Source organism: Paenibacillus donghaensis, assembly GCF_002192415.1.
Taxonomy (GTDB): domain Bacteria; phylum Bacillota; class Bacilli; order Paenibacillales; family Paenibacillaceae; genus Paenibacillus_AQ; species Paenibacillus_AQ donghaensis.
The window spans coordinates 3,378,254-3,401,467 of sequence record NZ_CP021780.1 but is presented as its reverse complement, the minus strand read 5'-3'; the positions used below and the strand labels follow the sequence as shown (position 1 = coordinate 3,401,467).

General features: G+C 44.5%; 30 protein-coding genes and 2 pseudogenes. 29 read left to right on the top strand and 3 right to left on the bottom strand.

Going from position 1 to position 23,214, the window contains the following annotated elements; all coding sequences use genetic code 11:
* Positions 1–59 precede the first annotated feature (59 nt).
* From B9T62_RS14810 to B9T62_RS14700, 24 genes and pseudogenes are all read left to right on the top strand, one after another.
* On the top strand, positions 60–1,445 hold the full coding sequence (locus tag B9T62_RS14810) for a phage tail tape measure protein (RefSeq protein WP_157685620.1): 1,386 nt from the start codon (positions 60–62) through the stop codon (positions 1,443–1,445).
* Between the two features lie 177 nt (positions 1,446–1,622).
* Positions 1,623–3,599 carry a lysozyme family protein gene (locus tag B9T62_RS14805; RefSeq protein WP_169834295.1) on the top strand — a complete coding sequence of 659 codons (1,977 nt, stop codon included), beginning with the start codon at positions 1,623–1,625 and terminating at the stop codon, positions 3,597–3,599.
* Positions 3,600–3,603: 4 nt separating this feature from the next.
* Positions 3,604–4,263 carry a hypothetical protein gene (locus tag B9T62_RS14800; protein ID WP_087915958.1) on the top strand — a complete coding sequence of 220 codons (660 nt, stop codon included), beginning with the start codon at positions 3,604–3,606 and terminating at the stop codon, positions 4,261–4,263.
* Between the two features lies 1 nt (position 4,264).
* Positions 4,265–5,245 (top strand): XkdQ/YqbQ family protein, encoded by a 981-nt coding sequence (locus B9T62_RS14795; protein ID WP_087915957.1) that lies wholly within the window; start codon positions 4,265–4,267, stop codon positions 5,243–5,245.
* Positions 5,246–5,247: 2 nt separating this feature from the next.
* Complete coding sequence (locus B9T62_RS14790) at positions 5,248–5,589, top strand: DUF2577 family protein (protein ID WP_087915956.1); 342 nt, start codon at positions 5,248–5,250, stop codon at positions 5,587–5,589.
* Positions 5,579–6,019, top strand: coding sequence for a DUF2634 domain-containing protein (locus tag B9T62_RS14785; RefSeq protein WP_245864459.1), 441 nt, complete (start codon positions 5,579–5,581; stop codon positions 6,017–6,019). The genes B9T62_RS14790 and B9T62_RS14785 overlap by 11 nt, the downstream gene beginning before the upstream one ends.
* Positions 6,016–6,846: a baseplate J/gp47 family protein gene (locus tag B9T62_RS14780; protein ID WP_087915955.1), complete on the top strand. Its 831-nt coding sequence runs from the start codon at positions 6,016–6,018 to the stop codon at positions 6,844–6,846. Before B9T62_RS14785 ends, B9T62_RS14780 begins: the two co-directional genes overlap by 4 nt.
* Entirely contained in the window at positions 6,843–7,385 is a 543-nt protein-coding gene (locus B9T62_RS14775; RefSeq protein ID WP_087915954.1) for a DUF2313 domain-containing protein, read from the top strand. The genes B9T62_RS14780 and B9T62_RS14775 overlap by 4 nt, the downstream gene beginning before the upstream one ends.
* Positions 7,386–7,387: 2 nt before the next feature.
* Complete coding sequence (locus B9T62_RS14770; RefSeq protein WP_087915953.1) at positions 7,388–7,711, top strand: hypothetical protein; 324 nt, start codon at positions 7,388–7,390, stop codon at positions 7,709–7,711.
* Entirely contained in the window at positions 7,701–8,894 is a 1,194-nt protein-coding gene (locus tag B9T62_RS14765) for a hypothetical protein (protein WP_087915952.1), read from the top strand. The genes B9T62_RS14770 and B9T62_RS14765 overlap by 11 nt, the downstream gene beginning before the upstream one ends.
* 14 nt (positions 8,895–8,908) lie before the next feature.
* Positions 8,909–9,775: a hyaluronate lyase N-terminal domain-containing protein gene (locus B9T62_RS14760; RefSeq protein WP_087915951.1), complete on the top strand. Its 867-nt coding sequence runs from the start codon at positions 8,909–8,911 to the stop codon at positions 9,773–9,775.
* Positions 9,776–9,790: 15 nt separating this feature from the next.
* On the top strand, positions 9,791–10,297 hold the full coding sequence (locus tag B9T62_RS14755) for a hyaluronate lyase N-terminal domain-containing protein (protein ID WP_087915950.1): 507 nt from the start codon (positions 9,791–9,793) through the stop codon (positions 10,295–10,297).
* Positions 10,298–10,308: 11 nt separating this feature from the next.
* Positions 10,309–10,707: a hypothetical protein gene (locus B9T62_RS14750; protein ID WP_087915949.1), complete on the top strand. Its 399-nt coding sequence runs from the start codon at positions 10,309–10,311 to the stop codon at positions 10,705–10,707.
* The gene (locus B9T62_RS39095; protein WP_157685618.1) at positions 10,704–10,850 is read left to right on the top strand and encodes a CD1375 family protein; all 147 of its coding nucleotides are present in this window, start codon (positions 10,704–10,706) and stop codon (positions 10,848–10,850) included. Before B9T62_RS14750 ends, B9T62_RS39095 begins: the two co-directional genes overlap by 4 nt.
* Before the next feature lie 91 nt (positions 10,851–10,941).
* Positions 10,942–11,967 (top strand): acyltransferase family protein, encoded by a 1,026-nt coding sequence (locus B9T62_RS14745; protein ID WP_087915948.1) that lies wholly within the window; start codon positions 10,942–10,944, stop codon positions 11,965–11,967.
* Between the two features lie 149 nt (positions 11,968–12,116).
* Positions 12,117–12,521 carry a hypothetical protein gene (locus tag B9T62_RS14740; RefSeq protein ID WP_087915947.1) on the top strand — a complete coding sequence of 135 codons (405 nt, stop codon included), beginning with the start codon at positions 12,117–12,119 and terminating at the stop codon, positions 12,519–12,521.
* Positions 12,522–12,619: 98 nt separating this feature from the next.
* Positions 12,620–12,865 (top strand): hemolysin XhlA family protein, encoded by a 246-nt coding sequence (locus B9T62_RS14735; protein WP_087915946.1) that lies wholly within the window; start codon positions 12,620–12,622, stop codon positions 12,863–12,865.
* Between the two features lie 6 nt (positions 12,866–12,871).
* The gene (locus B9T62_RS14730) at positions 12,872–13,138 is read left to right on the top strand and encodes a phage holin family protein (protein ID WP_087915945.1); all 267 of its coding nucleotides are present in this window, start codon (positions 12,872–12,874) and stop codon (positions 13,136–13,138) included.
* Positions 13,138–13,821, top strand: a complete 684-nt coding sequence (locus B9T62_RS14725; protein ID WP_087915944.1) for a M15 family metallopeptidase — start codon at positions 13,138–13,140, stop codon at positions 13,819–13,821. The genes B9T62_RS14730 and B9T62_RS14725 overlap by 1 nt, the downstream gene beginning before the upstream one ends.
* Positions 13,822–13,935: 114 nt before the next feature.
* Positions 13,936–14,179, top strand: a pseudogene (locus B9T62_RS14720) (phage holin family protein).
* A 184-nt stretch (positions 14,180–14,363) separates the two neighbouring features.
* Complete coding sequence (locus B9T62_RS14715; protein ID WP_087915943.1) at positions 14,364–14,588, top strand: hypothetical protein; 225 nt, start codon at positions 14,364–14,366, stop codon at positions 14,586–14,588.
* 48 nt (positions 14,589–14,636) lie between these two features.
* Positions 14,637–15,788 (top strand): AAA family ATPase, encoded by a 1,152-nt coding sequence (locus B9T62_RS14710; RefSeq protein WP_087915942.1) that lies wholly within the window; start codon positions 14,637–14,639, stop codon positions 15,786–15,788.
* On the top strand, positions 15,760–16,557 hold the full coding sequence (locus B9T62_RS14705; protein WP_245864458.1) for an HNH endonuclease: 798 nt from the start codon (positions 15,760–15,762) through the stop codon (positions 16,555–16,557). The genes B9T62_RS14710 and B9T62_RS14705 overlap by 29 nt, the downstream gene beginning before the upstream one ends.
* A gap of 261 nt (positions 16,558–16,818) precedes the next feature.
* On the top strand, positions 16,819–17,523 hold the full coding sequence (locus tag B9T62_RS14700) for a hypothetical protein (protein ID WP_157685616.1): 705 nt from the start codon (positions 16,819–16,821) through the stop codon (positions 17,521–17,523).
* Positions 17,524–17,897: 374 nt separating this feature from the next.
* Here the strand turns inward: B9T62_RS14700 and B9T62_RS39090 are convergent.
* A pseudogene (locus B9T62_RS39090) lies at positions 17,898–18,072 on the bottom strand (glutamine amidotransferase); the annotation flags it as partial.
* 186 nt (positions 18,073–18,258) lie between these two features.
* Here B9T62_RS39090 and B9T62_RS14695 point away from each other — a divergent pair.
* Together B9T62_RS14695 and B9T62_RS14690 are read left to right on the top strand one after the other, a co-directional pair.
* Complete coding sequence (locus B9T62_RS14695) at positions 18,259–18,918, top strand: TetR/AcrR family transcriptional regulator (RefSeq protein WP_087915940.1); 660 nt, start codon at positions 18,259–18,261, stop codon at positions 18,916–18,918.
* Positions 18,919–19,030: 112 nt separating this feature from the next.
* The gene (locus tag B9T62_RS14690) at positions 19,031–20,176 is read left to right on the top strand and encodes an alpha/beta hydrolase (protein ID WP_087915939.1); all 1,146 of its coding nucleotides are present in this window, start codon (positions 19,031–19,033) and stop codon (positions 20,174–20,176) included.
* A gap of 124 nt (positions 20,177–20,300) precedes the next feature.
* On the opposite strand, the gene B9T62_RS14685 is transcribed toward B9T62_RS14690, so the two are convergent.
* Positions 20,301–21,575 (bottom strand): hypothetical protein, encoded by a 1,275-nt coding sequence (locus B9T62_RS14685; RefSeq protein WP_087915938.1) that lies wholly within the window; start codon positions 21,573–21,575, stop codon positions 20,301–20,303.
* Between the two features lie 248 nt (positions 21,576–21,823).
* Between B9T62_RS14685 and B9T62_RS39975 the strand changes: the two genes are divergently transcribed.
* A complete protein-coding gene (locus tag B9T62_RS39975; RefSeq protein WP_169834386.1) occupies positions 21,824–21,991 on the top strand; it encodes a hypothetical protein in 168 nt (55 codons plus the stop codon).
* A 15-nt stretch (positions 21,992–22,006) separates the two neighbouring features.
* Here the strand turns inward: B9T62_RS39975 and B9T62_RS14680 are convergent, their stop codons facing one another.
* The gene (locus tag B9T62_RS14680) at positions 22,007–22,228 is read right to left on the bottom strand and encodes a helix-turn-helix domain-containing protein (protein WP_087915937.1); all 222 of its coding nucleotides are present in this window, start codon (positions 22,226–22,228) and stop codon (positions 22,007–22,009) included.
* 133 nt (positions 22,229–22,361) lie between these two features.
* Between B9T62_RS14680 and B9T62_RS14675 the strand changes: the two genes are divergently transcribed.
* Both B9T62_RS14675 and hfq read left to right on the top strand, forming a co-directional pair.
* Complete coding sequence (locus B9T62_RS14675) at positions 22,362–22,604, top strand: DUF7667 family protein (protein WP_087915936.1); 243 nt, start codon at positions 22,362–22,364, stop codon at positions 22,602–22,604.
* 275 nt (positions 22,605–22,879) lie between these two features.
* Positions 22,880–23,122 carry an RNA chaperone Hfq gene (gene hfq / locus B9T62_RS14670; RefSeq protein ID WP_087915935.1) on the top strand — a complete coding sequence of 81 codons (243 nt, stop codon included), beginning with the start codon at positions 22,880–22,882 and terminating at the stop codon, positions 23,120–23,122.
* Positions 23,123–23,214 lie beyond the last annotated feature (92 nt).

Below are 23,214 nucleotides of genomic sequence, written 5' to 3'. Positions count from 1 at the left end.
GTAGCGGGGCGGATGATTTGAGGCGTTCAGCTTCCCGAGCGGATGCGGAGATTAGGGGCATGAGCGATTCCCGCGTGCATATACGTGCACAGGATGAAGTCAGCCCGGTTCTGGACGGTATAGCTTCTAAAATCACGACCATAGCTGCTACAGCTGGGGCTATAGTATTGGGCGGTGGGCTTAAGGATGCAATGTTTGGTGGTGTGATGGATTACTACGCGGAGGCATCCCGGAGCGCAGCCTTTCTTCCTGCCGATGTTCGGGCGCAGAGCCTACAGACAGTTGATAACATGTATGAGCAAGGAATTATTTCAGACAGGTCGTCAGGGGCTCGTCAATTAGCGGATGCAGCACCGTTGGTTTCGGACAAATCTCAGATGGATAATTTTATGGGAGCATCTGCAAAGATGCAGTATATCCGTCCGGATTCGGGAGCTGAAGAAATAAACAGGGCACTTGCGCAGTCTGCCAATACATTCAAGGAAAGTTACAGCTCAGTAGCAGATAGCATGATGTATGCATATAAAGAGGTCGGTGACCGACAACAGGATTTGTATGATACTTTTTGGGAATACAGTGGCTACTTCAAAAATACTGGCGCGAACTCTGGGCAGATGGCTAATTTCTTAACTCAAAGTGTGAAGGAAGGAAGCTTCAACTTTGACAAACCAGCCGATTTTATCAAGGAAGCCTTCGGGGTAAAAGATCTGGATTCTGGGGACATGGAGAAATATTTTGCGCTCCGTGGTGCTGGTAAGGATGAAGCGGCGCGGCAAGCTACTACGTTTACCGGCGATATTAACTCTGGGAGTGAGCAGCGGGCAGCGGGAGCTTTGATGGCACTCGTAGCTGATTTAGCGAGCCAAAGTCAGTCTGATTTGAAGGCATCTTTGGTTTCTCTAGGTTCTGCAGCAGCCGAAGATAATGGTAGTGCCATAATGAAGACATACCAAGTTCCATTCCAACCTGCACCTACAGGAATTGCGGGGACGACAGATGCCATGGTCAAGGCTCAGCAGGATGCAAACCCGATGCAGGACATCATTCAAACACGCGCACAGATTGATCAACAGATGCAGGAACTGGGTGCAAACCTGTCAACCGCTGTTCTTCCCGCGTTACAGCAATTTAATGATTTGTTGACTGAAAACAAAGATGAGATACAGGCATTTGGCTCTAATGTCGTAGGTTTCGTAAATGGAATAACGAGTATTTATAAAGATCATTTCTCAGCAATAAACACGGGATTGCTACTTATTGGAGGCAGCATTGCTGCAATTAAAGTTGTGAAATTTGGGAAAGGTCTTATAGATGATACGACTGCAGGAGCAAGACGAGTCAAGGGATGGCTTAGTTGGGGAAATTCAGGTACTCCCCCTACTTCTAATCCAACCGAAGAGGTCGGGGGGCCAACAAGACGCCGCTTCACGCTCACCGATACCTGACGTGATTCCTGATGTGCCAGGCGGCAGAGGACTAAAAAGCCTATTCAAGGGTGGGATGCTGGTATTTTAGGAACTGTGGCTGGGGTTGGCTTAAGCGGATATGACTTATACCAAGCTTCTAAGGAAGATGGTTTAAGGGCAGGCATATCCTCGACTGGCGGTTCCATGGTAGGCGGTATGGCCGGAGGTGTAGTCGGGGGAATCGTTGGCTCCGTCGCGGGTCCACTTGGAACTGCAGTCGGGGCAGCAGCGGGCGGTTGGGTTGGCGATAAATTGGGTTCCTTAGCTGATTCCAGCGGGCTTACAAAGTCAGTGATGGATGGTGTGGTATCTGCAGGTGTAGGGATCAAATCTGCTGCTGCTTCGATTGGAGGTTGGTTCGGCTTCGGGAAGGAGAAGAAGCAAGAGAAAGCAGCCTTTGTTCCTCCTCCGGAAGCTAAAGTTACGTTTGGCAATCTCACGCCAGAGCGTGAAAAACAGCTGCAAGAGACGTTTAACATATTCCGGGCGAACGTGGCTAAAGATGGGTTGAAGACAGCCCTCATGAGCGCCGTGAACGAGAGTGGCGTTAAAGAAACGGTCGATAAGATCAAGAATACCTTTGTCGGTGCGTGGAAAAGCACGGAATCGGATAAGGCTAAGCAAAATGTTCAGGCGGTGGGATCGGCTGCCCAAAAGACATCAGGACAAGCCCAACAGTTGGGTGTGACAACGAAGACAAGCACATCAGGTATTGTTCAAGGAGCGGGAGCAGCGGGTGCCAGCATGCTCGGTGTAGGGGCGGCTGTAAAGACGGCCACCGACGAGACCAAGCAGCATTTACTGTCCATCCAGACCGTTACGAGCCAGGCTGAGAGTTGGGGCAGCAGCTTTGTTGGACGGATTGCTGCCGGCATGCGAAGCAAATACCCTGCAGTAGCGGCTGTCGTATCAGATATTGGCAAAGCGTTCAAAGATCTGATTGTATCAGGAGGGCAGGGCAGTAAATCCGGCAGTAACACCCCTCAAACCTCCCCCAGCAGAGCAGCATACGCTAATGGCGGCGTTATTGATCGTCCGCATCTTGGGCTAGTCGGTGAGGCGGGGCCAGAAGCTATTATTCCGTTGTCTACCGGGCGACGCAAGCGCGGGGTTGAGCTGTGGGAGCGTGCGGGGCAAATGCTTGGTGTCCGCGCTTATGCCAACGGCGGCATCGTAGGGGCTCAACAGCTCAGGGTTAAAGGTTTGCAGGCGAAGAGCTTTATTGATGATAATAACGACAGTATTGGATATGGTGCCGGCTATGCAGAGGGCATCCACGGTTCCTTGGAACAAACCAAACGGCAAGGGGTCAAGCGTTACAACAAAGCCATGAAGAAAGCCACCAGTTTGACGGATGTCTATAAAATTCGTGCGACAGGGCATAAGCTGCGTAACCAAGCAGCCAAAATGCGTAAATTTGCAAAAGGTAGCAAGTTACTCGGCAAGGTTGTTCGCCCAATTGGCTATGCCATGGATGCCTGGGACATTCTTTTTGCTGGCAAAGGTAGGCGGGGACGTCAAACAGCCAAGGTTCTTGGTGGGATTGGTGGTGGTGCTTTAGGGGGTGCTGCGACAGGGGCCGCGCTGGGGACCTTTCTCATGCCGGGTATTGGCACCGCTGTTGGTGGTGCAGTCGGTGGTTTATTAGGATCGATAGGTGGGGAGAAATTAGCCACGAAAATCTATGATGGTATTTCGGGATTCTTCGGCCGCAGAAAGAAGCGGAAAAAGAAGAAATATGCGTTTGGAGGTTTAATTAGTGATCCGCATCTCGGCCTGGTCGGCGAAGACGGTCCGGAAATGATCATTCCTTTGTCTGCTGGGAAGCGGGGGCGCGGGCTTGATTTGTGGGAACAAGCTGGGGGTTTACTTGGTGCCCGTCCGTATGCAAACGGCGGTGCAGTAGGAATGAAGTCGTCTTCCAACATTCCTGTGGCAAAGACACTGGCTCAAGCGCCGGCTGCCATACGGGACATCATCATTGAAAACATCAATATCGACTTTGGGGAGATGGCGAAAGGCATTACAAATTTCGCGGAATTCGCGAAAATGTTGGCCAGCCCCCAAGGCCGGGCGTTGTTCCGCAAGATTTTTGGCGAAGAGTTGTACAAAGCTCTAGAAAGCGGAGGTTGAAAGCATGCTAACCATGATCCGCGACAAAAACCGCTTTACCTTCCCGATCACGCCGCCGGAGATCCAAATCACCAGCAGCAATGAGGTCGAAACCTTCACCGTTATTACAGGGGAAGAGAAGACCAGTAAGAGACTCACTTCGAAGCTGAAGCGGGTCTCTTTTTCTGTGATCTTCCCGCGTGCATGGCAGGAGCTGTGGGAAACAGGTAAAGAGACGATCACCTACAAATCTCCTGAGCAAGCGTGGAAGCTGATGGAGGAATGGAAGGCGAAGCCGGTTGTCATTAATTTTGAATCGCTGTTTTCGCAGACCATGTGGTTTGAGAGCATGGAAGCGACCTATAAAGAGGGCCGGGCCAACTTGCACATCACGTTTAATTTTGTGGAGTTTGACCCTGTGAAGATTGTTTCCTACTCCAACACCAAACAGTTGCTGAAGCCAGGCGTAATCATTACAAAGTCGTCTAAGGGTCGTCCAAACACCAGCGATAAAAAGGACAAGAAAAATGACAAGAAGAAGAGCGATAAGGAGAAAAAAGCAGAAGATAAAAAGAAGAAAGCTGAGAAGAAGGCGGCTGCCGATAATGCCAAAGGGAGTTTTGATTACGTGGGGCAGAAGGCGCGTATAGCCGCCAAGAATGACAGCGTAAAGGGGAAAAAGTAAGATGGATAACTTTGCGATCATTTACGGTAAAGACAGCAACCGGCACCTATTGACGGACGCGGCTGTTGAACTGTCATGGTCCTCAGCGCGGGATGAGATCGCCCGCAGCGCGACCGTCCGTCTGAGAAACGCCAGCGATTTTAAGGTGGCCGGCATGCTGATGTGCTTTTCGCAGCAGGTGAAGGGAGTGGGCGTGCTTCACCACAAAAACCAGTTCTTCCATGGTCCTATCATTAAGTATGAACAAAATGAGTTCACCGATGAATGGGAGGTTGAAGCTCGGGAGATCAGCTGGTATTTGGCGAAAAACAAAGGTGTTCGTCCGTATCTCAAAGGTGAGAGCGGTGCAGAACTGCAGCGCTACATCAAGACCACCGGTATTGATTTTCGCTGCCCTAAACTGGGGTTTAACATCGATGAACGTTACGGAACGATGTTCCATTCCGAAGTTATTTTGGATGTGCTGCAAAAGGCATATGAGCGGAGCGGCTACCGCTATCATGTAGATGTGGTCCGGACAGATACGAGCTTTTATCTGCAGGTGGTCCGGGAGGGGACAAATACGCTTGTTCCCGTGTTTATCCCGGAGCAGATGGAGGCAAGCACCGCCGGTTACAGCATAGAAGATACTTATACGGTCGTGACCGTTCAAAAATATAAGGATGATAAGCTTTCATCCTCCGTCACCAAGACGGCAGCCGGTGCAGTGAAGGCCATGGGCCGCATGGAAGAGATACTGGAAGCGGAAGAGGATGAGGACCCGGCGACCGTTGCGACGCAGCGTCTAAAGTCTTTATCGGTGGCCAAGCAAATTAAGAAAATTACTGTCAAACATGAAGACCATACATTGTCCGGCCTGCGGGCTGGGTGGATGGTGTTGATCAAGACGGATCATACGTCCAAATGGATTGTAGAGTCTGCGGAATCCAGCTTTAAAAACGGAATGTATACGGTCAAGCTTGAGCTCGAAAGGAGGCAGTAACCGTGCTGAATGATGCGCTGAAGATGATGAGGGAAAAAACCGCTGGGCACATCGATGCCCGGGATACCGAACGGGCCACGCTGATGAGTTGGCCAGCTGATCCGAAGATTCAGGTCGATGAGGACCCGGAGCCGTATCCGGCGGATAAGCTTGTTTTTGCTGAGTATCTGCAGGAGAGACGCATCGATGCAAAATTTGAAGTATCGCAACCGGAGTCTTCCGTCCTGAGCGGTATCCTAACGATTCCCAGCCCCCTGAAGGCTGGGGACCGGCTCATTGTATCCCGTATGACTGGCCAGCGGTATTATGTGCTGGGAAAGGATGTGAGCGGCGGTGGCGGATAATAGTTTGTTTCCTGACCTGGACATTTCTGATATCGGAGAAGTCGAGCTGACGGAATCGGTTCTATCGGCTACGAAATGGACCTATGTGATCGATTACCGTAACCGGCGCGCCGTCCTTACTGAGGATGGGCATCCGAAGAAGACCAGCACCTATGAGGAATACCTGATACAAACAGCGCTGAAAATCCTGAATACCGAGCGTTTTAGGTATGTGCTGTACGGCGAGGAGGTCGGCGTTGAACGCTCCGAATGGTCTGCCTGGGAGGATGTGGAGATCAAACGGGACATGGAAGAGGCTTTGACCTCCCATATGGAGATTGTGCGGGCTGAGGTGCGGTCCATGGAGCGAGAAGGACAGGAGATGCAACTTAGCATATTGATAACCGGCCTGGCAGGCCAGGCTGAGCTGGAGGAGACGATCAGTGTATGACGATTAAGTTAAGTGATCTGCCGGCGCTTCCTTACATGCCCATACTGGAGGAAGCGCCGGAGGAAATCTATCAGCGCTGGGTAAATAGGGCCATAGCCTTGGCGCTTGAACGAGGTCTTCCGCCGCCGCCGACAGGGGAAGGGGAATACTTTTATGACCTCTGGTATCCGCTTGCGCTGGAGCTTGCTGAGCAGCAATCGCTATGGACGTATGGATTTGTCCAAGGTTTTCCGATTTGGGCGGATTCTGAGTATCTGGACGGTCATGGCTGGGCGGCGGGCTTGATCCGTAAGGAAGGCGAGAGTGACGATACATTCCGCCTCAGGATGCTCGAACGAGCGGCTACCGAAATTGGCAGCGGGCGGCGGAAGGATTACGAAACCTGGGCGATGGAGATGGCTGGTGTTGGTGGAGCGATCGCACGCGAAAAAGAGCGGCATGATAATTCCGTCGATCTTTACTTGACGAACCTGGACGGCCAGCCCATTACAGAGGAATTTGCTGAGACGGTCAAAGCCTGGATGTGGGAGGAGCGGCGGATCGCTGGGCATGACTTGTTGGTGCACCCCGCGCCGGTATTTAATGTGCGATTAGAAACGCGCTTGCTTACGTCCAACGGTACGGATCTGGAAGTACTGGCGGAAACTATTCGACAGCGCGTCTTGGATTACGCGAGTGGCCGCTCCAAACTTATTTACAATTATGTGGCCGCGCTGCTGTTGCTGCCTGGTGTAGATGATTACGAGAGCCTGACTCTCAATGGCGATATGGAGGATATTGTTCTTCCGCTGTCGTCTGTTCTGAGAGTGGAAGTGGTTCTAATATGATCCCGCTGAGATACCGCGAGATGCTGCCGCCTTATTGGTATGAGATTGATATGGCTGACCGGCATTTCTCGGTTATGAAGCAAGAAATGGATAGCCGGCTGCAGACCATCGATGATTTGAGCAATCAGTTTATCTTGCAGCGCTCAACGTGGGCGCTCTGGATATGGGAGTGGGTCTACTTCCGAAAGACCCAAGAGGGGAGCGACGATGAACGCAGGGAGGCGATCCGCCGGAAGCGCTGGGGAGATCGGCCGTTTAAGCTGCCGCTACTGCGGGACTTAGGGAATCAGCATGGGAAGCTGCTGAATGTTTCAGAGGACTTTTTGGCCAAAGAGATCCATTATGAATTTTCCCTTACTCAACCGTTTAATATGGCTGGGCTGCAGGCGGACTTTGAATATGTGCGCCCGGTGCATATCCGCCGGGCGGTGTTTAGTTCAGTCGTACCCACGCAGACCATTATAGTTAAAGGCATAGGGTATTCCCACGGGGTTGATTTTCCGATATGTGGCTTTGAAATTCCCTTCGGAGGTGGTTGAGATTGGCCGAGGTAATTAAACCGCTTCTGCTGGATAAACTGGTCAGTGATTTGAGTGGCCATATTGCAGGAGCTCGGGTAAATATTAGCGGGGAGCAAGTGGTATACCCGATTCATAATACAATCGTTTCCGGTCTCTCTGTCCGGAAATATATTTATATTACCGAGACGCAGGCCGTAGGCAAGCAGCTTTTAGGAGCAGCCTTGCTGGATGTTGAGGGCAACATACTGGCAGATCAGCCCCTTACCGTGACTAAAAACGATAAGGGGTTTTTGATTACTTTTGAATTTGTATTGAAATTGGAGGTGAGCGCCGGTGGTGTATAACAAGCAGGTTTGGAAGGACGAGATTCCGGACATGACCAAGCCGATTAAAGATGCTTCAGGCAAGCAGAAGGCTGATCCACAGACGGGGCGTCCTCTCTTTGAACTTGTCCAGGAGGGCACGCGGATTACTTCAGCACGACTTAATCATGTTGAGGAAGGCATTGCGGCTGCTCATGAGCAGGCAGATCAGAACGCAGTGGATATTGATTCTCATGAAAAAGATGCAGTTAGACATATCACAGCTGCTGAGAGAACAGATTGGAAGGCGAAGGAGACCCCTGCAGGTGCGCAAGCTAAAGCGGATGCTGCTTTGTCATCGGCCAAAACCTATGCAGATACCGCTCTTCTGGCCAAGGCAGACAAGTCATCCACTTACAGCAAAACGGAGACGGACCAGCGCATTAAGTCCGTTGTCGGAGCTGCGCCGGATGCTCTGGACACGCTGAAGGAAATCGGAGACGCACTAAATAATGACCCAAACTTTGCGGCGACGGTAACCAATCAGCTTTCTGGCAAAGTGGACAAGGTAGCCAGCAAGCAGCTGTCTACTGAGAATTATTCTACTGCGGAGAAAGCTAAGCTGGCCGGAATCACTGCCGGAGCTGGCGGTGCGGGATCGGCCACGGACGCTGTAATCGGTAACCGGACGGCTACGGACACTGCAACGCCTAGCTTAACTGGCACACTGACCGCGCTGCTGTCCAGCCTGTTCACGCTTATCAAAGGGGTCACAGGCAAGTCCAGCGTATTGACCGCACCGGCAATCACGCTGGAGACTACCAAGGCGCATGTGGATAATGGCAATCTGCACACCACTGCCGGCGAAAAGACAAAGCTGGCAGGGATTGCAGCGGGAGCAGAGGTCAACCAAAACGCTTTTGCCACCGTCAATAACATCCCAGCTGTGGCAAAGTCCGATACCCTCACGGTTACGGGCGGAACGGGGATCACGGTAACAACTAACCCAACCACCAGGACCATGTTCGTAACGGCCACAGGGACAGCGACACCAGGTGCTCACGGCTCCAGCCATAATATTGATGGGTCTGACCCGATTCCGGACTTGGTGTCGGTCAAAGCAAAGGTGGAGGCGTTAGAGGATTTTTTGGCATATATGCCGATTGATGGCGGTGGATTTGACACCCCTCCAGGTGGTCCAGTCATTGACGGTGGAATGATATAAAGGAGGAATCATAGATGGTAGTCGTACCAACAACGATTAAACTAAAACGCGGGCTTGCTGCTAATGCGGCAGCGGCAGTCCTTGAAGCTGGGGAGCCGATGGTCACGCTGGATACCGGTAAGATGTGGGTAGGGGATGGATCAGGCGGGAAGATCCTGATTAACCCAGATCAGGCTGCGGCAGAAACGGCGGTCAAACTGGAAACGGCCCGGACCATTGCATTAGGTGGGGATGCAACAGGATCTACCACTTTTGACGGGTCCGCCAACCGCACTATCACTGTTGTGCTTGCAAACAGCGGGGCGACGGCTGGCCAATTTACCAAACTGACCATTGACGCCAAGGGCCGGGTGACAAGCGCGACAAACATCACAGCAGCGGATATCCCAACCTTGACTCTATCCAAAATATCGGATGCAGGGACCGCAGCCAGCAAGGACACGGGTACCGCAGCAGGTAACATCCCGATCTTGGGCGTTGGCGGCAAGTTGGATACAAGTGTCCTGCCCGCGCTGGCGATATCGGATACCTTTGTTGTGGCGACTCAGGCAGCCATGCTGGCGTTGACGGCTGAGGTCGGAGACATTGCAATTCGGACGGACCTAAACAAGACCTATATCCTACGGGTGGCAGGTGCCTCAACGCTGGCTAACTGGCAGGAGATCCTCGCACCAACAGGGACGGTATCCTCCGTGGCTGGCCGGACTGGAGCCGTGACGCTGACGGCAACAGATGTGGGCTTGGGTAGCGTAGGCAACTATGGGGTTGCTACGCAAGCAGAGGCCGAGACAGGGACGAGTGCGGTTAAGTACATGACCCCGCAGCGGACAGCCCAGGCTATAGACGCTCAGATGGCAGTTATTGACGGCGGTACATTTTAAGGAGGGCTGTACATTATGGCTAATAAGATACAAGTACGGCGCGGGACTAAGGCGCAGCTTACTGCAAAGGGGGCACTGGCAATTGGAGAACCAGGCTACTGTACAGATACTGGTGAGCTTTATATCGGCAACGGGTCCGGTGCAAACACCAAAGTATCGGTATCGGAAGCGGAGCGCACAGCGTGGAACGCCAAACTTACAGCAGCATCAAAAACTTGGATAGCTCCTACTCTATTGAACAACTGGACTAACTACGGTGGGACGGAAGATACTGCGGGTTACACAAAAGATAGTGATGGATTTGTGCATATAAAGGGCACGGTGAAATTGGGCTATGCTGCTGCGGTCGTATATACTCTGCCGCCTGGATATCGGCCTGCAAAGACGTTAAGGTTCCCACTGGTAGCAGCCGAGAAATTTGGGGCGATGACTATTGATCCAAGTGGTGGAGTTTTTTTTAATAATGATATCGACGGAACGTATGTATCTATGCAAATTCCGCCATTTCTGGCTGAACAATAAGGAGGGTGACCATGCAGGCGATAAAGAGAGTAGACACTAACGGAAAATATATGGGTGATGTCCCTGGAGTGGAACAGGAAGAGAATAGTGTGGTTGAGGTAGTGGAAAACGGAGATTTAATCGGCTACAACATCTCCGTCCCCTTTTCCCAAGGGTTTAAGGCATATGTAAGTAAAACGAATGCTTTTAGATTTAATTTGGAAGCTTGGTCCGAACCAAGTGACAATCCTTCAGGTTTTTGGTTAGAAGGATTGACTGCCGAAGAGATTGCTGAATTGACAAAGCCTGGCGAGTTGACCGAACTGGAACAGTTGCATTTACGGCTATCTGCAGCTGAATCTGCGAACTTGGACACCATGGATGCCTTGTTTGATGTATACTTGATTATTTCTGGAGGTGGGGCGAAATGAATCCGTTAGAAGGGCGTATGGTGTTGGTAGCTGTCCAGTTGATTCAGGCTGGCCGACGCACGTTGGCAGAGGTGCCGGAATCCCTCCGAAAGAAAGTGGAGAAGCACCTATCAGAACAGGGCAGTGAAATTATAGTATCTTAGTGATATGAATAGTATGAATATACTAGTAATAATAAAAAATATATGATAAAACTAGACTAAAACATAAGTGATATACGTGAGGAACATTAATATGGAAAATACCAAGCACCATGTACAAAGAAAAGGCTGGATTGATTTTATAAAAGGAATAAGTATTATTGGAGTAATAATACTTCATACGCAAGCATTAAATTTGGGAGAAAACACTAAATTAATTGCATTTTATTGTGTTCATTTATTTGTGCTTATTGGTGGGATAAATTTATATAATTCAATGGAAAGGAGAAATATAACTTCATTTGATTATAAATTTGTATTAGGCAATTTAAAAAAAATATTAATACAATATTTAATTGCTAGTATTGTGTGTATAATGTACTATAAACATTTTATTGATATAAAAAGCTTTATCAAAACTTTGATTTATTTTACTGCTAGTCCACAGTTATATTTTTTAGTTTTCTATTGTCAATTGATAGCTCTATCTCCAATTATTTACTTAGCCATTAAAAAGTTTGTAAGTAGAAATGTAATCCTAAGCCTTATTTTTATTGTGATCCTACTTATTATAGCCATAATATTAACTCATTATACATTTGTGTTCGAAACAGTTGGTGGAGGAGAAAAGTTTTTATTTGGTGGTTCTTATATTTTGACATTTGGCCTTGGAATGCTTTTTTCTTCATTTAAAATAGAAATAAAAAGTAAAGGGAAAAATTTTATTCTATTAATGATATTGTTTGTGTGCACAACAGGATATGTATACTTTATACTGAATTACCCGTTATTTCATAAAGTTTCAAGTGAGCTTTTCTTCACAGAACAAGATATTTTAAGAATAAGTTATGCTATAATTCTTTTTTTATTTTTATTTGTACTATATAATTATTTTAATAATTATGTTTCGAAAAAATTTATGATGATTTTCAAACCTATAGAATTATTCGGAAAATATTCAATGAGTATTTTTCTATATCATTGGATAATAAATGATTTTTTCAATAAAATGTTTATCCAAAATCATAGGGTTGTATTATTAATATTATTAGCAGAGCTATGTTTACCAATAATATTAAAAGTTATATATGATAGAATAAGGTTAAGATTAATTTCTTAGCTTTTTTCTTTTCTATACAATCGATGCTTTTCAATAAGTAATAGAGGCAGATAGCTTATAATAAAATGGCGCCCATAGAGGCGTTTTTATTTTGCTCACTTGTAGAATGATGACTTCAGAATGTCGTATAATATGTTTTGGGTGATGTTATGAAGATTGAGTATTCAGAAGCAGATCTGTTAAATTTAACAGATGATTTTCTAGCAGAATTTAAAACAAGCTTCATGGTATCCAATAGAAAAGAATCATTAGGTAACATCCGGATGGATAATGTTTTTTTGAATTCACTAAAAACGGAGACGGGTATTTATTATTTCCTTCAAGATGACAAAGTGAAATATGTGGGTCGTGCGCTTCCAAGTGTAGGTTTACGGAGTAGAATAATAAACCAAATAACTGCATTTGGTGATTTAAAATGGGATGCCGTTATTCACGATAGTAACGTGGTAATTGGTGTGATAATTATCAAAAAAGAATACTGGTACTTCATTTCTGCATTAGAGCACTATCTCATAGAAAAATTAGGAAATCCGGAATTCAATAAGCGTTGTTAAATAAAAAAAATGAAACGTAAAGACACGCTCCAATAAAGCGTGTCTTTATTTTGCCCTCGGATCCCCGGGGGCTATTTATGTTGAGGGGGAACAACAACATGCCTGATCCGCAGCTAGAAACAGTGCAGAGGCTTACGAGGCTAGAAACAAAGATAGATAGTATCGAGGATAAGCTGGATGCCATGCTTGATGCAAAGGAAACAGCAAACAAGGCGTTAGACTCCACGAAGTCAGCGCACCTAAGAATTGACCGGCTGGATAAGCTGGTGAACTGGGTGGGAACGACAATTATCGGTGCTGTACTCTTGGCAATTATTAGTTTGGTAATAAAATCGAAAGGATGATTTGTTATGGAATGGAATGCAATCGCGAATTTTATCGAACCGGAATTATTGATTGTGGTGGCCGTATGCTGGGTGATCGGCTACATCCTTAAGCAGACACCACGGGTGCCAGACTGGACGATTATTTACCTTGTGACGTTGGGAGCCGTCGTCCTAGTGTCGCTCACCTTGGGCTTTAATGCAGAGAGCGTCCTACAGGGTATCCTTTGCGGCGCGGTGGCCGTGTATGGTAATCAGTTGGTCAAGCAGGCCCGGAAGGGTGGCGGCGAGTAATGGCACTGACACTGGAGCAAGTAAAAGCTAAATCAGCCAAGCGCATGCTTGGGCTGCATCCGGTGGTGCTGGCTGCTGCTACTGCGCTGATTGAGCGCTGTTATGTCCGGGGTGTGCCTATCGTCATTACCCAAGGCCTGCGCACCATTGCAGAGCAGGACGCCTTGTATGCGCAGGGACGCACCAAGCCAGGCAGTGTCGTCACCAACGCAAAGGGTGGCACCAGTTACCACAACTACGGCCTCGCGATTGATTTCGCGCTGCTGCTACCAGACGGGAAACAAGTCTCATGGGATATTAATCGGGACGGAGACAAAGATGGGGTAAAAGACTGGACGGAAGTTGTCCAAGAAGCTAAGGCACTCGGATTTGAGTGGGGCGGTGATTTTGTATCCATCAAGGATGCGCCACATTTTCAAATCCCGTTTGGCCTTAAAATATCCCAGCTGCGAGCGGGCCAGCGGCCAACTGAAACGGCCATGGCTAAAGCGCAGGCTAAAATCGATAAGTACATGGAGGCTGATGAAGCAATGACAGCACAGGAGAAGAAAGACTTTGAAGCAATGCAGATGCTCATTAAGGCACAGGCAGAAGTGACACTTGCTTTGTCCAACCGGATCACGGAGCTGGAGACAGCGGCCAAGCTGCCGGAAATCCCTAAGTGGGCGCTGCCCGGCCTGTGAGGCTGCCAAGGCTGCGGGGCTTTTGGATACCACGGCAAACGGCAGTTATGACTTTTATCGGATGATTACGATCTTGGATAGAGCAGGCCTATTTAAAAAGGGGGATAAGTAACAATGGATAACCAAAATTTAATAGACGTCTTGGCCTACGCATCCGTGTTGGCCGTTTTTGTGTTGGCCGTGGTGCAGATGGTCAAAAACTCAGTCAACGTACCCCGTAACCTGCTACCGCTGATTGGTCTGGTAATCGGCTTGTTGGTGGGTGCTGCGGCTATGGGCCGGGGGTCTAGCGGGGCTGTCGGCAACGGGGCTGTTTGAGCTGGCGTTTAGTCGGCGTGATGGCAGCACTAAAGAGTAAATTCCCAAGCGCTTGGGATTATGCCCACTGGCTTCGGCTGGGGCATCCATAAAACATCCCTAAAACCACTACAATGTAGTCTTTGCATAGATTCATTAAATTTAGAATGTAATTAAGACCTTTGCTTTTAGCAAGGGTCTAGTTTTTTTATGTTTGAATAAATTTATTTTGAGGTGATAATTCCATGAGCATTCTTTCTGAAGTGCTAATATCTGGATCAGTTCCAAATAAGATTGTCATAAACAAGGAAGACGGAATCCCATATGTTATTTTCGCAGTGCATCATCAAGGGGAAGTTATAATGATGGGCCCTCTTTTGGGAAGAGAAAATAAAGACTGGTTTAATTCGTGTTGGCTTATTAGTAAAAATGACCTTTTAGAAAGATATTATTTACCGTATACTGAATAAGTAAATATTTAACTGCCGTTTTGAATATGATTTCAAGGAGTTGCAGAAATGAAAATCCAAAATATTTTGATAAAAGATATTGGTGGTATAAAAGAATTAAATCTGGAATTCAATTCAGGACTGAACTTAATTTGTGGGATGAATGGGGTAGGCAAAACAACAGTTTTAGAATGCATAATTAATACCTTCTCGACATATCTTTCGGGTTCATTAAAGAGAAGCTCTAGAGCTGAAAGCGGAAGTTGGCAAATATCAATAGATGGTACTACCTCCACCTACTCTCTGCAGAAATTTTCACCTTTTGAGGATGATTATAATCACTCATCTCTTTCAATTAAAAGTAAAAGTATTGTATATGTAAAGGAACAAAGGAGCATTCCTTATCGGCGAACAAATATCGTACCTGATGAAGTAAGAGATGACAACACATATGCTAGTTATATTGTTGGTGGTGTACAATCAGAGACTATTAAAACATGGTTTATTAACCGTGCTGCATTCATTAGTCAAGGAAGATTCACAGAAGCGGAAGTACATAACTTTGAAATTGCTAAGAGTTTTTTTTCATTGTTGGATTCTGATGTGGAATATTCTCATATTGCTCATGACACCATTGATATTATTATTAAAACAACCAGAGGAGAAGTATATCTTGAGTATTTATCATCAGGATTTAAATCTTGTGTTTATATAGTCTTAGGTATAATTAAAGAAATAGAGTTTAACTTTAAAAATCCGAATGTTAAAGTAGACGAATTTGAAGGTGTCATTTTAATTGATGAAGCCGACGCGCATTTGCACCCTTATTGGCAAGGTGTGTTTATAACTGTTTTGAAAAAAGTTTTCAAAAATGCACAAATCATTCTAACAACTCATAGTCCACATATGATTCAAGAAGCAAATTCGGAGGAATTAATACCTCTAGGTATAGGCTCTGATGGAGAAGTGTGTTTAATGAATGTTATTCAAAATGAGTATGGCTTTAAAGGGTGGACTATTGAGGAGATACTTGAGGATGTAATGGGTTTGAAAGAGACCCAGTCAAATGACTATTTAATAATTAAAGATCAATTTGAAAAGGCTTTGGATAATGTGGACATTTATGCTGCAAAAAAGAGTTATGAAATTTTAAAAAAAATGTTGCACCCAAGAAGTCCAATGAGAAAAGTATATGAACTTCAATTGGGTTCATTGGGGTGATAAAATGATAAAAGTAGAGAGATCAGAAGCTCCAGCCAAATTGACAGCTGAAAAGGTTAAGGAATTAACTGAGGAATACAAAAAAACAGAAAAAAATGTTTGGAATCAAGATTACATCAAAAAAGCTTTATTAGATATGAGCAATAATAAGTGCATATTTTGTGAATGTCGTTTAGGAGAAGAAAGTAAATACATAGAAGTTGAGCATTTTCACCCGAAATCAAAATATCCCGAAGAGGTCGTAGAATGGGAAAATCTACTTCCAATTTGTAAAAGGTGTAATGGCTTGAAAAGAGACCATGATACTAAGTTAGAACCTATCATTAATCCAACTTTAATTGATCCTCGAAAGCATCTTACAATAAAAAAATTCCGCTTTTTCAGTAAAGATGATTTAGGGAAAAAAACTATAAGTGTCTTATGTTTAAATGATTCAGATCGTCTTTTCTTGCCTCGCGTAAAAATTGGTGATGCAATTTCTAGTATATTAGATAGTCTTGGAAAATGGGTTGATAAAATAAAATTTGATCATTCTGTTGAAGATCAAAACGAATTAATTAGCAAAATGTATAATCTATTAAAATCATGTCAACCTAATGCTGAATACAGCACTATTTGTTCTTATGCCCTATTCGAAGATGATAATTATTATGAGATTAAGAATTTTATGCAACAAGTTAAAATATGGGATGAAGACCTTAGTAGGTTAGAGACAAATTGTTTGAATTATTCTCTTATAGAATACGGACATCTTAAATCAACTGTTTAATAGGCTCCGAATAATACCCCATCATTGCTGGTGGGGTATTTCTTCACGCTCAGGAAAATTTTCCTTATCGTCACATACATAATGTGGAATATGGTTTATATATTAAAATCATACGGAAGTACCGTACCCCCAGAATAGGTGGGGTATTTCTTTGCAGTCAGGCAAATTTTCCTTACCAGTGATATAGAGTACATATACATAATGTTCCAAATGAATTACTATTTACTTAGTATTTATGAGTTATTTTATTGGGGTGTGTACATGAGGAATAAATTACTGAAGTATTATAAAGAAAAAGTGAGCGTTGAAGCGTTGGTCAATTCGCACATTAAAAGGGTGTATCGTTTTTTAAACATCTCTTTTTGGTTATTCGCCCTGTCTTTAGCATCTCTGCTGATTACTTATCCAATTTATAGTTTAGGTCTGTTAGTACCATTTGCTATTTCATTATTTATTATAGTTATTTCAATAATTTCTCTAATAGTTGCTCTTAATATGTATTTGAGGAGAGCGAGAGCAGTTATTAGGGTTGACTTACAGCTTCCCTTGAAGCAAAAAACGGGGCGTTGGCGCACTGAGGATTTTAATGAGCACCAGAGGAAAATGATATCTGATTACATAATAGAAAATAAATTAGATAAAAAATGGAAAATAGAAAAATTAATTGCATCCTTAACTAAGGATAAAGAGTCTTTAATAGTTCCGCCTCTAATTGCCCCGACAGTTTTTATCTCTTTGATGATACCGATAATAAATCAGTTGTTGTCTTTTTTGTTGGAAAACTATAAAGCGAATTCAGTTGATATTTTCGTCTATGCATTTCTCTTTACTATATCCATAACTGCCATTGCGAATTCTTATAAAAAACATATGTGGAATATTAAAGAAGATTTATTTAAGAACTATTACCATCGCAGGGACTTAATTGATATTCTTGAAGATGTCTTGCTTTCTTTAGAGGAGTGATTACTTGAGCACTACATACAAAGTCCTGGAGAGCGATACAGACTTCCTGACGGCGGCACTAACCCAATTCCATGGTATCTCTGGTATCGTGAAGAACCGGACCCTGTAGGGCACCTGATGGACTATGGAGGGATCGTGGAAGGGTATACTCCAGAGTCAATCAAGATAGCCGGTGCCCATTTTGTTCGGGGACGGTTTGAGTTTAGAGCGTACATAAAATAACCCGCCGGCTAAGCCTGGCAGGTTTTGTTCGTTAACTTTTTCTATTAGGGGTAGCGTCAGGAAAATGCGGATTTACAACGATAAGGAAATTCCAAATTAAAAAGCCCAACTTCTCTGCAAATCAAAATAGAGAAATTGAGCTTTTCAGTTACTTTATTTATTGAATTCATTAACTGGAAGAAGTATTCAGGTTTATGAGTCTTATTTAGGTTATACCATGAATGTAATGTATCTGGTGTAAATACATCTATTTTTTTTCAGTACTTCCATCGCAAATTCCAGAGGAGCTACTCCTGATGCAGTAACTAAATTCGCATCAGATACCGCAGATTTACTGGACATATTATATAAAAAAACAAAACAACTCCATTAACTTATCTCTTAGGAAGGATAATGTTCTATGCAATGGTTTTAATCTTTTATATTGATATTAATATTTCAATACTACTTGACATGTGAATAAATCATCGGTATGTTGTGAATGAATTCACACTTCACATTAAGGAGTAATCTATGCCAAAAAATACTTTCTTTCGTTTAGATGAAGCAAGGCGCGAGGAAATATCTAATAGCGCTATGCATCTTTTTGTTGATAATCTTTACGAGGATATAACTATGAAGATGGTTTTGGATAGTTTGTCCATGCACCCCGGAACATTTTATCGGTATTTTGAAGACAAAGATGACCTTTATTGTCTCTTAATACGTAATGTGACCCAGAAAAGAGCTGCGTATTTTAATAACAGTAATGAAGATTCCCTTTTCCGGTTTTTCCTTACTGGCTTATTTGGTAACGTTAATGGCATTGTGACCGAGCCACTGAATGAGTTGGAAATCAAACTCACTGAAACATTTTTATACATTCCTGAGAACATTTTGCTTAAAATATATCTGAATGTGCTAAAGGGCGAGTCATTCCCCTTGATCAAGGACATTTTACGCCGAATGAGGGTTGATGGATATCTCCGACCTGATATTGACGACGACCTGATTTCTTTTATGTTTGAGTCAATGCAGTTTAATTTAGTCATGTTTTTTAGGGAATTCGATATTAAGGACTCTAAGCTGCAACATAAGATTAGCAAGTACTTTGCTGACTTTATGGGTCATGGGCTGCTTGAAGATCATAAATATTCTGAAATTGTTAGCGATATCAAGAAAGCCAAGGAGTAGATATGATTCACTGAAGATAGGATGTAATAGTTTCACAGTTTTGAAAAGCGCTCATAGCGCAATGTATGTATTTCACATTCGCCACTTTTATTAATTAAGGGGGAACAAGAAAATGAAAACTTATGACGCATTTCCAGAACCAATTGGCGGCTATACTGTCGGTCGAACCCAGATGGATTTTGAGTACACGGCATCAGATCACTCAAAAAGAGAACTGACGGCGTTTGTGTACTATCCGTCCGACAGTAGCGAAGGGAAGACTACATCAACGTACATGTTTCCTGAAGTCTACGAAATGTTTAATGAGCAGCCACTTATCACTGCGTATCTTAAAGGGAAGGATGTTTTCTCTATAGATATCAAGACCCAGTGTTACGACGACCTTGCTCTCTCCGGGAAGGAAAAGCGCTATCCGGTGTTATTCTATGTTTGCGGCGGGGGCGGTTCTCCAGAATGGGGTACAGTGATCTGTACAGACTTGGCAAGCATGGGATATGTTGTGGTAAGCATCGGCCATCAGAATAGCACGATGTATAAGCGTAAAGATGGGCGCCTGTTTAATGTATCAAAGGATTTTTCGGATGTCATTATGGCGTTTTCTGAAGATCCGGAGATGCTGGCGTTGGCTGGTAAGATGGAGATGCGGCCTGACGATGAAACTGCCATTGAGATGTGCCATAACGTGCTTACACTGCCGATACTTGCCAAGTTAACAGAGTATAGTGAATTACAGGCAGAAGATGTAAGGTATGTAGCCGATTATCTTTACAAACTGGACTCTGGAGAGTTGAATTCCATCTTTAAGGGCAGATTGTTGCTTGACATCGGCATGGGCATAGTCGGACATTCTTATGGAGGGCCTACGACGGCGATTGTTTGCCGGGACGACGACCGGTTCGCCTGCGGGATTGGCTTGGATAGCGGTGCGTTCGGCCTTCTCGACAGCGACCTTAAGAAACCCTTCTTGCTACTGTTTTGTGAACCTAACTATAACATGAATGCGATAATTGGCGCTAACAATAGCATGGAAACCTATTATTTCTCTGTTGATCGTGTTGCGCATTTAGATTACTGCGACATCGTGTTTACCAGTGTTAATGAGGAACTCAGAGGCGAACGGGATGCTATGGAGATGCGAAATCTTGTTACAGACTATACGAAGAACTTTTTTGATCATTACTTACTGCAGAAGGCTGCAAGTGTGGAAAGTCTGGCATACGATGGCGTGGACTTGATCAAGAAGACCAGCAACAAGTGACATAACCGAGAGGTTGCTGATAAACGCATATCAAAGAGCTAGCCGTACAGACACAAAGCCGATAACCCTATTACGCGGTTATCGGCTCTCTCATATTTCAGGCATTGTTTTCTATTTGAAGTATCTATTTCAGTCTTAGCTTGACATCATCCCACCCCTTTGCTAATGCTTCTTCTGGAGTTAAAGGTGAATCAATAACTGGATGATCAGTTTCATCTTCGTCATCCTCATCGTATTCTTCATTCGGAGGTGCTGTGGGGTTAGGATCTTCTCCACCTATAACTGGGGGAGTAGTTGGTTGTTCGCTGGGTACAGCAGATGGTGTAGGTTCAATAGATGGTGTAGGTTGTACAGATGGTGAAGGTTCTAGCGTTGGCTGAGGGCTAGTCTCCGGGTCAGCATCTTCAACAGTCACACCAGTAAAATCTTCAATTGGAGAGGTATTAGGTACAAACACCTTTGAAGGGTCGGGGGTTGTCACTATGCCAGGATTAGAAATAATTATTTCTAATGGATTCTGTCCTGAATCGGGATCAGGATCAGGAACCCAAATATCAAAATCTTCTTGTGGTAAAGTTGTAGGTTCATAAACTATACCGTTATTTTTTGGAATTATATCGTAAGCAAGTATATTTTCTGCTTGACCAATCGGCGCTTCTACCTTTAAGCGCAGCTTACCTTTGAATGGAGTATCCGAATATCCAAAGCTATTCCATTCATATTTTACGTCTTGTCCATAATTTACATATTGAGTTTTTGAAGCATAATCACCAAACTCAGTAAATCTAAAAGTTCCTACCCACGAGAAATCCGTCGGTATCTCCATGCTTCTCCAAGTATCTGTAGTAGCATCATAAAAATTTATTCTGTGTTTATTTGCTTTTTTAGTTTGATCTGTTGAAGTTGGTGGCCATCCCGTATATACATTCAGAGGTTCAGCATAGAAATTTTCCGTTGAAGCCCATCGTCCTTGAGAATCCAATACATTTGCTGGGTAATTTATAACATACTTCTCAAGAGAAGAGTTCTTTATTTCGGAATAAAGTCCAGTCATTCCCTCAACAATAAGCGCCCCAGCTGCTGCGGAAATTGTATATTTGATAAAGCCGGCTTTACCAGCTACACGAGTAGCTGTTGTACCTGTAGCCTTAAGGTCATTGATACCATTAAGATATACGACATTTCCTCTTGTAGTGTACTCAAATCCTTTTGCAAACTTCGAAGCTGTTGCTGCATCAGGAAACTTCATACCTCCTTTTTCGGCGACCGCAGTCAATACAGCCTCAGCAGCTTTACTCATCGGCACAACATTAGTCGCTGCTGCACGTACACCCATAGGTGAAATTGATAAAAAGGCAATACTACAAACAAGCATGAGCATAAGTATTTTACGTGCCAAATTGTTCATCTCCTAATTAATATGTTTGCATACACATTAAAAATACAGAAAACTAATAGGTCTGTCTAAACATAAATGCCTAATTGTGTAATTGTTTGAGTGTATTCACATTTCTGCTATAAATAATAATTCATTGCTTAAGCACAAAGACCCGTTAACCCTAAGTGGTCGGCGGGGCTTATTTTTAAAAAGTATGACGGAACGTATGTGGGCTTAAGCGAATTCGATCAATCCCTAGTGTTGTACCTATGTATTTCTTAATGGCCCTCAAAGTCCCGCTATTCAATCCGTCCCAGGACATCAAGATTAGAGGTGTAGTGCTGGCGGTAGACCGGCAGCTCAGGCGTATCAAGTTCCAGATGGAGTATGATTACGATTGGATTAAAATTGATGATGTAATTCAAGTGACTACATAATAAGGCCCCGCCGGATTATTCTGGCGGGGCATCTTTGTCTTCTATGTACTCAATGAGTTCTCCGGTGCTGACCTTGAGGTGCTTACACAGCTTGTTTAGCGTCTCCACATCCAAACGCTTCGATGTGTCATGATATAAACCAGACACCGTATTAATCGCAAGGCCCGTCTCTGCCGCAAATCCTCGGATAGTCTTCTGCTGCCGATCCATAATCTCTTTAACATGGCTGATGATCACGGACAAGCCTCCTTTTCCAAAAGTATACAGCAGCAAAATAAATGTATCAACTAGCTCATGCGCGTATCAACTTCCTGATATGGTCTGCATATGATGTATTAGGATGCTAATACAAGAGCAGGAGTGATGATCTATGTTGCCCGTACACTTACGCCTGGCGGAGATATTCCACATTAATATGGCCGGACCTCTAACACTAGAGGAGGCCAAGGAACTACAGCACTGCCTGCGGGAGAACGCCAGATATTGTTGGGACTGCCTGATGATCGATAACCAATCCAGGCTGGCGAATGCGATACAGGATCATGAGTGGCAGTTGGAGCTGCAGCGTAAGCTGGAGGTATTAAGATTGACCGGAAGGGTTCCGAAGATTTAATATGTAATGGAGAGAACTATAAATATAACCATTTTAACTAAAGGGGATTGGGAGAGAAAAATAACTAAAAAATCACGGTTTATCTTTTATTAGTTTTCAGATGGTTTTATAAATGAGCTAATTTAATCCATGGGTCAAAGTTTTCCATACCATATTTCACCCTGTTTTATTGCATTGCTGTGCTTGTAGAATCCGTGGTATAATAGCAGGAAAGTTTCTCTCAGGTCTTGAATATACTTCTGAACAATCTAATTGAACCATTGGGGGTACGTCATATGAACAAGTCCATTAACATCCAAGATACGTTCTTGAACCAACTGCGCAAAGAGAATATCCCTGCTACAGTATATTTGACCAACGGCTTTCAGATCCGGGGGATTATTAAAGCGTTTGACAATTTCACCATCGTCATTGACAGTGACGGACGCCAGCAGATGGTGTACAAGCATGCGATTTCCACCTTCACTCCGCAGCGCAGTGTATCACTGATGCAGGATAACGGCGGAAGCGAAGAATAACCTTTTTCAGCACGCAAGTGAAACCTTTTTACTTATAAAGCGTTTGAATAGTGTATGAGAGAGCAACCTGAGAAGGTTGTTCTTTTCATTCG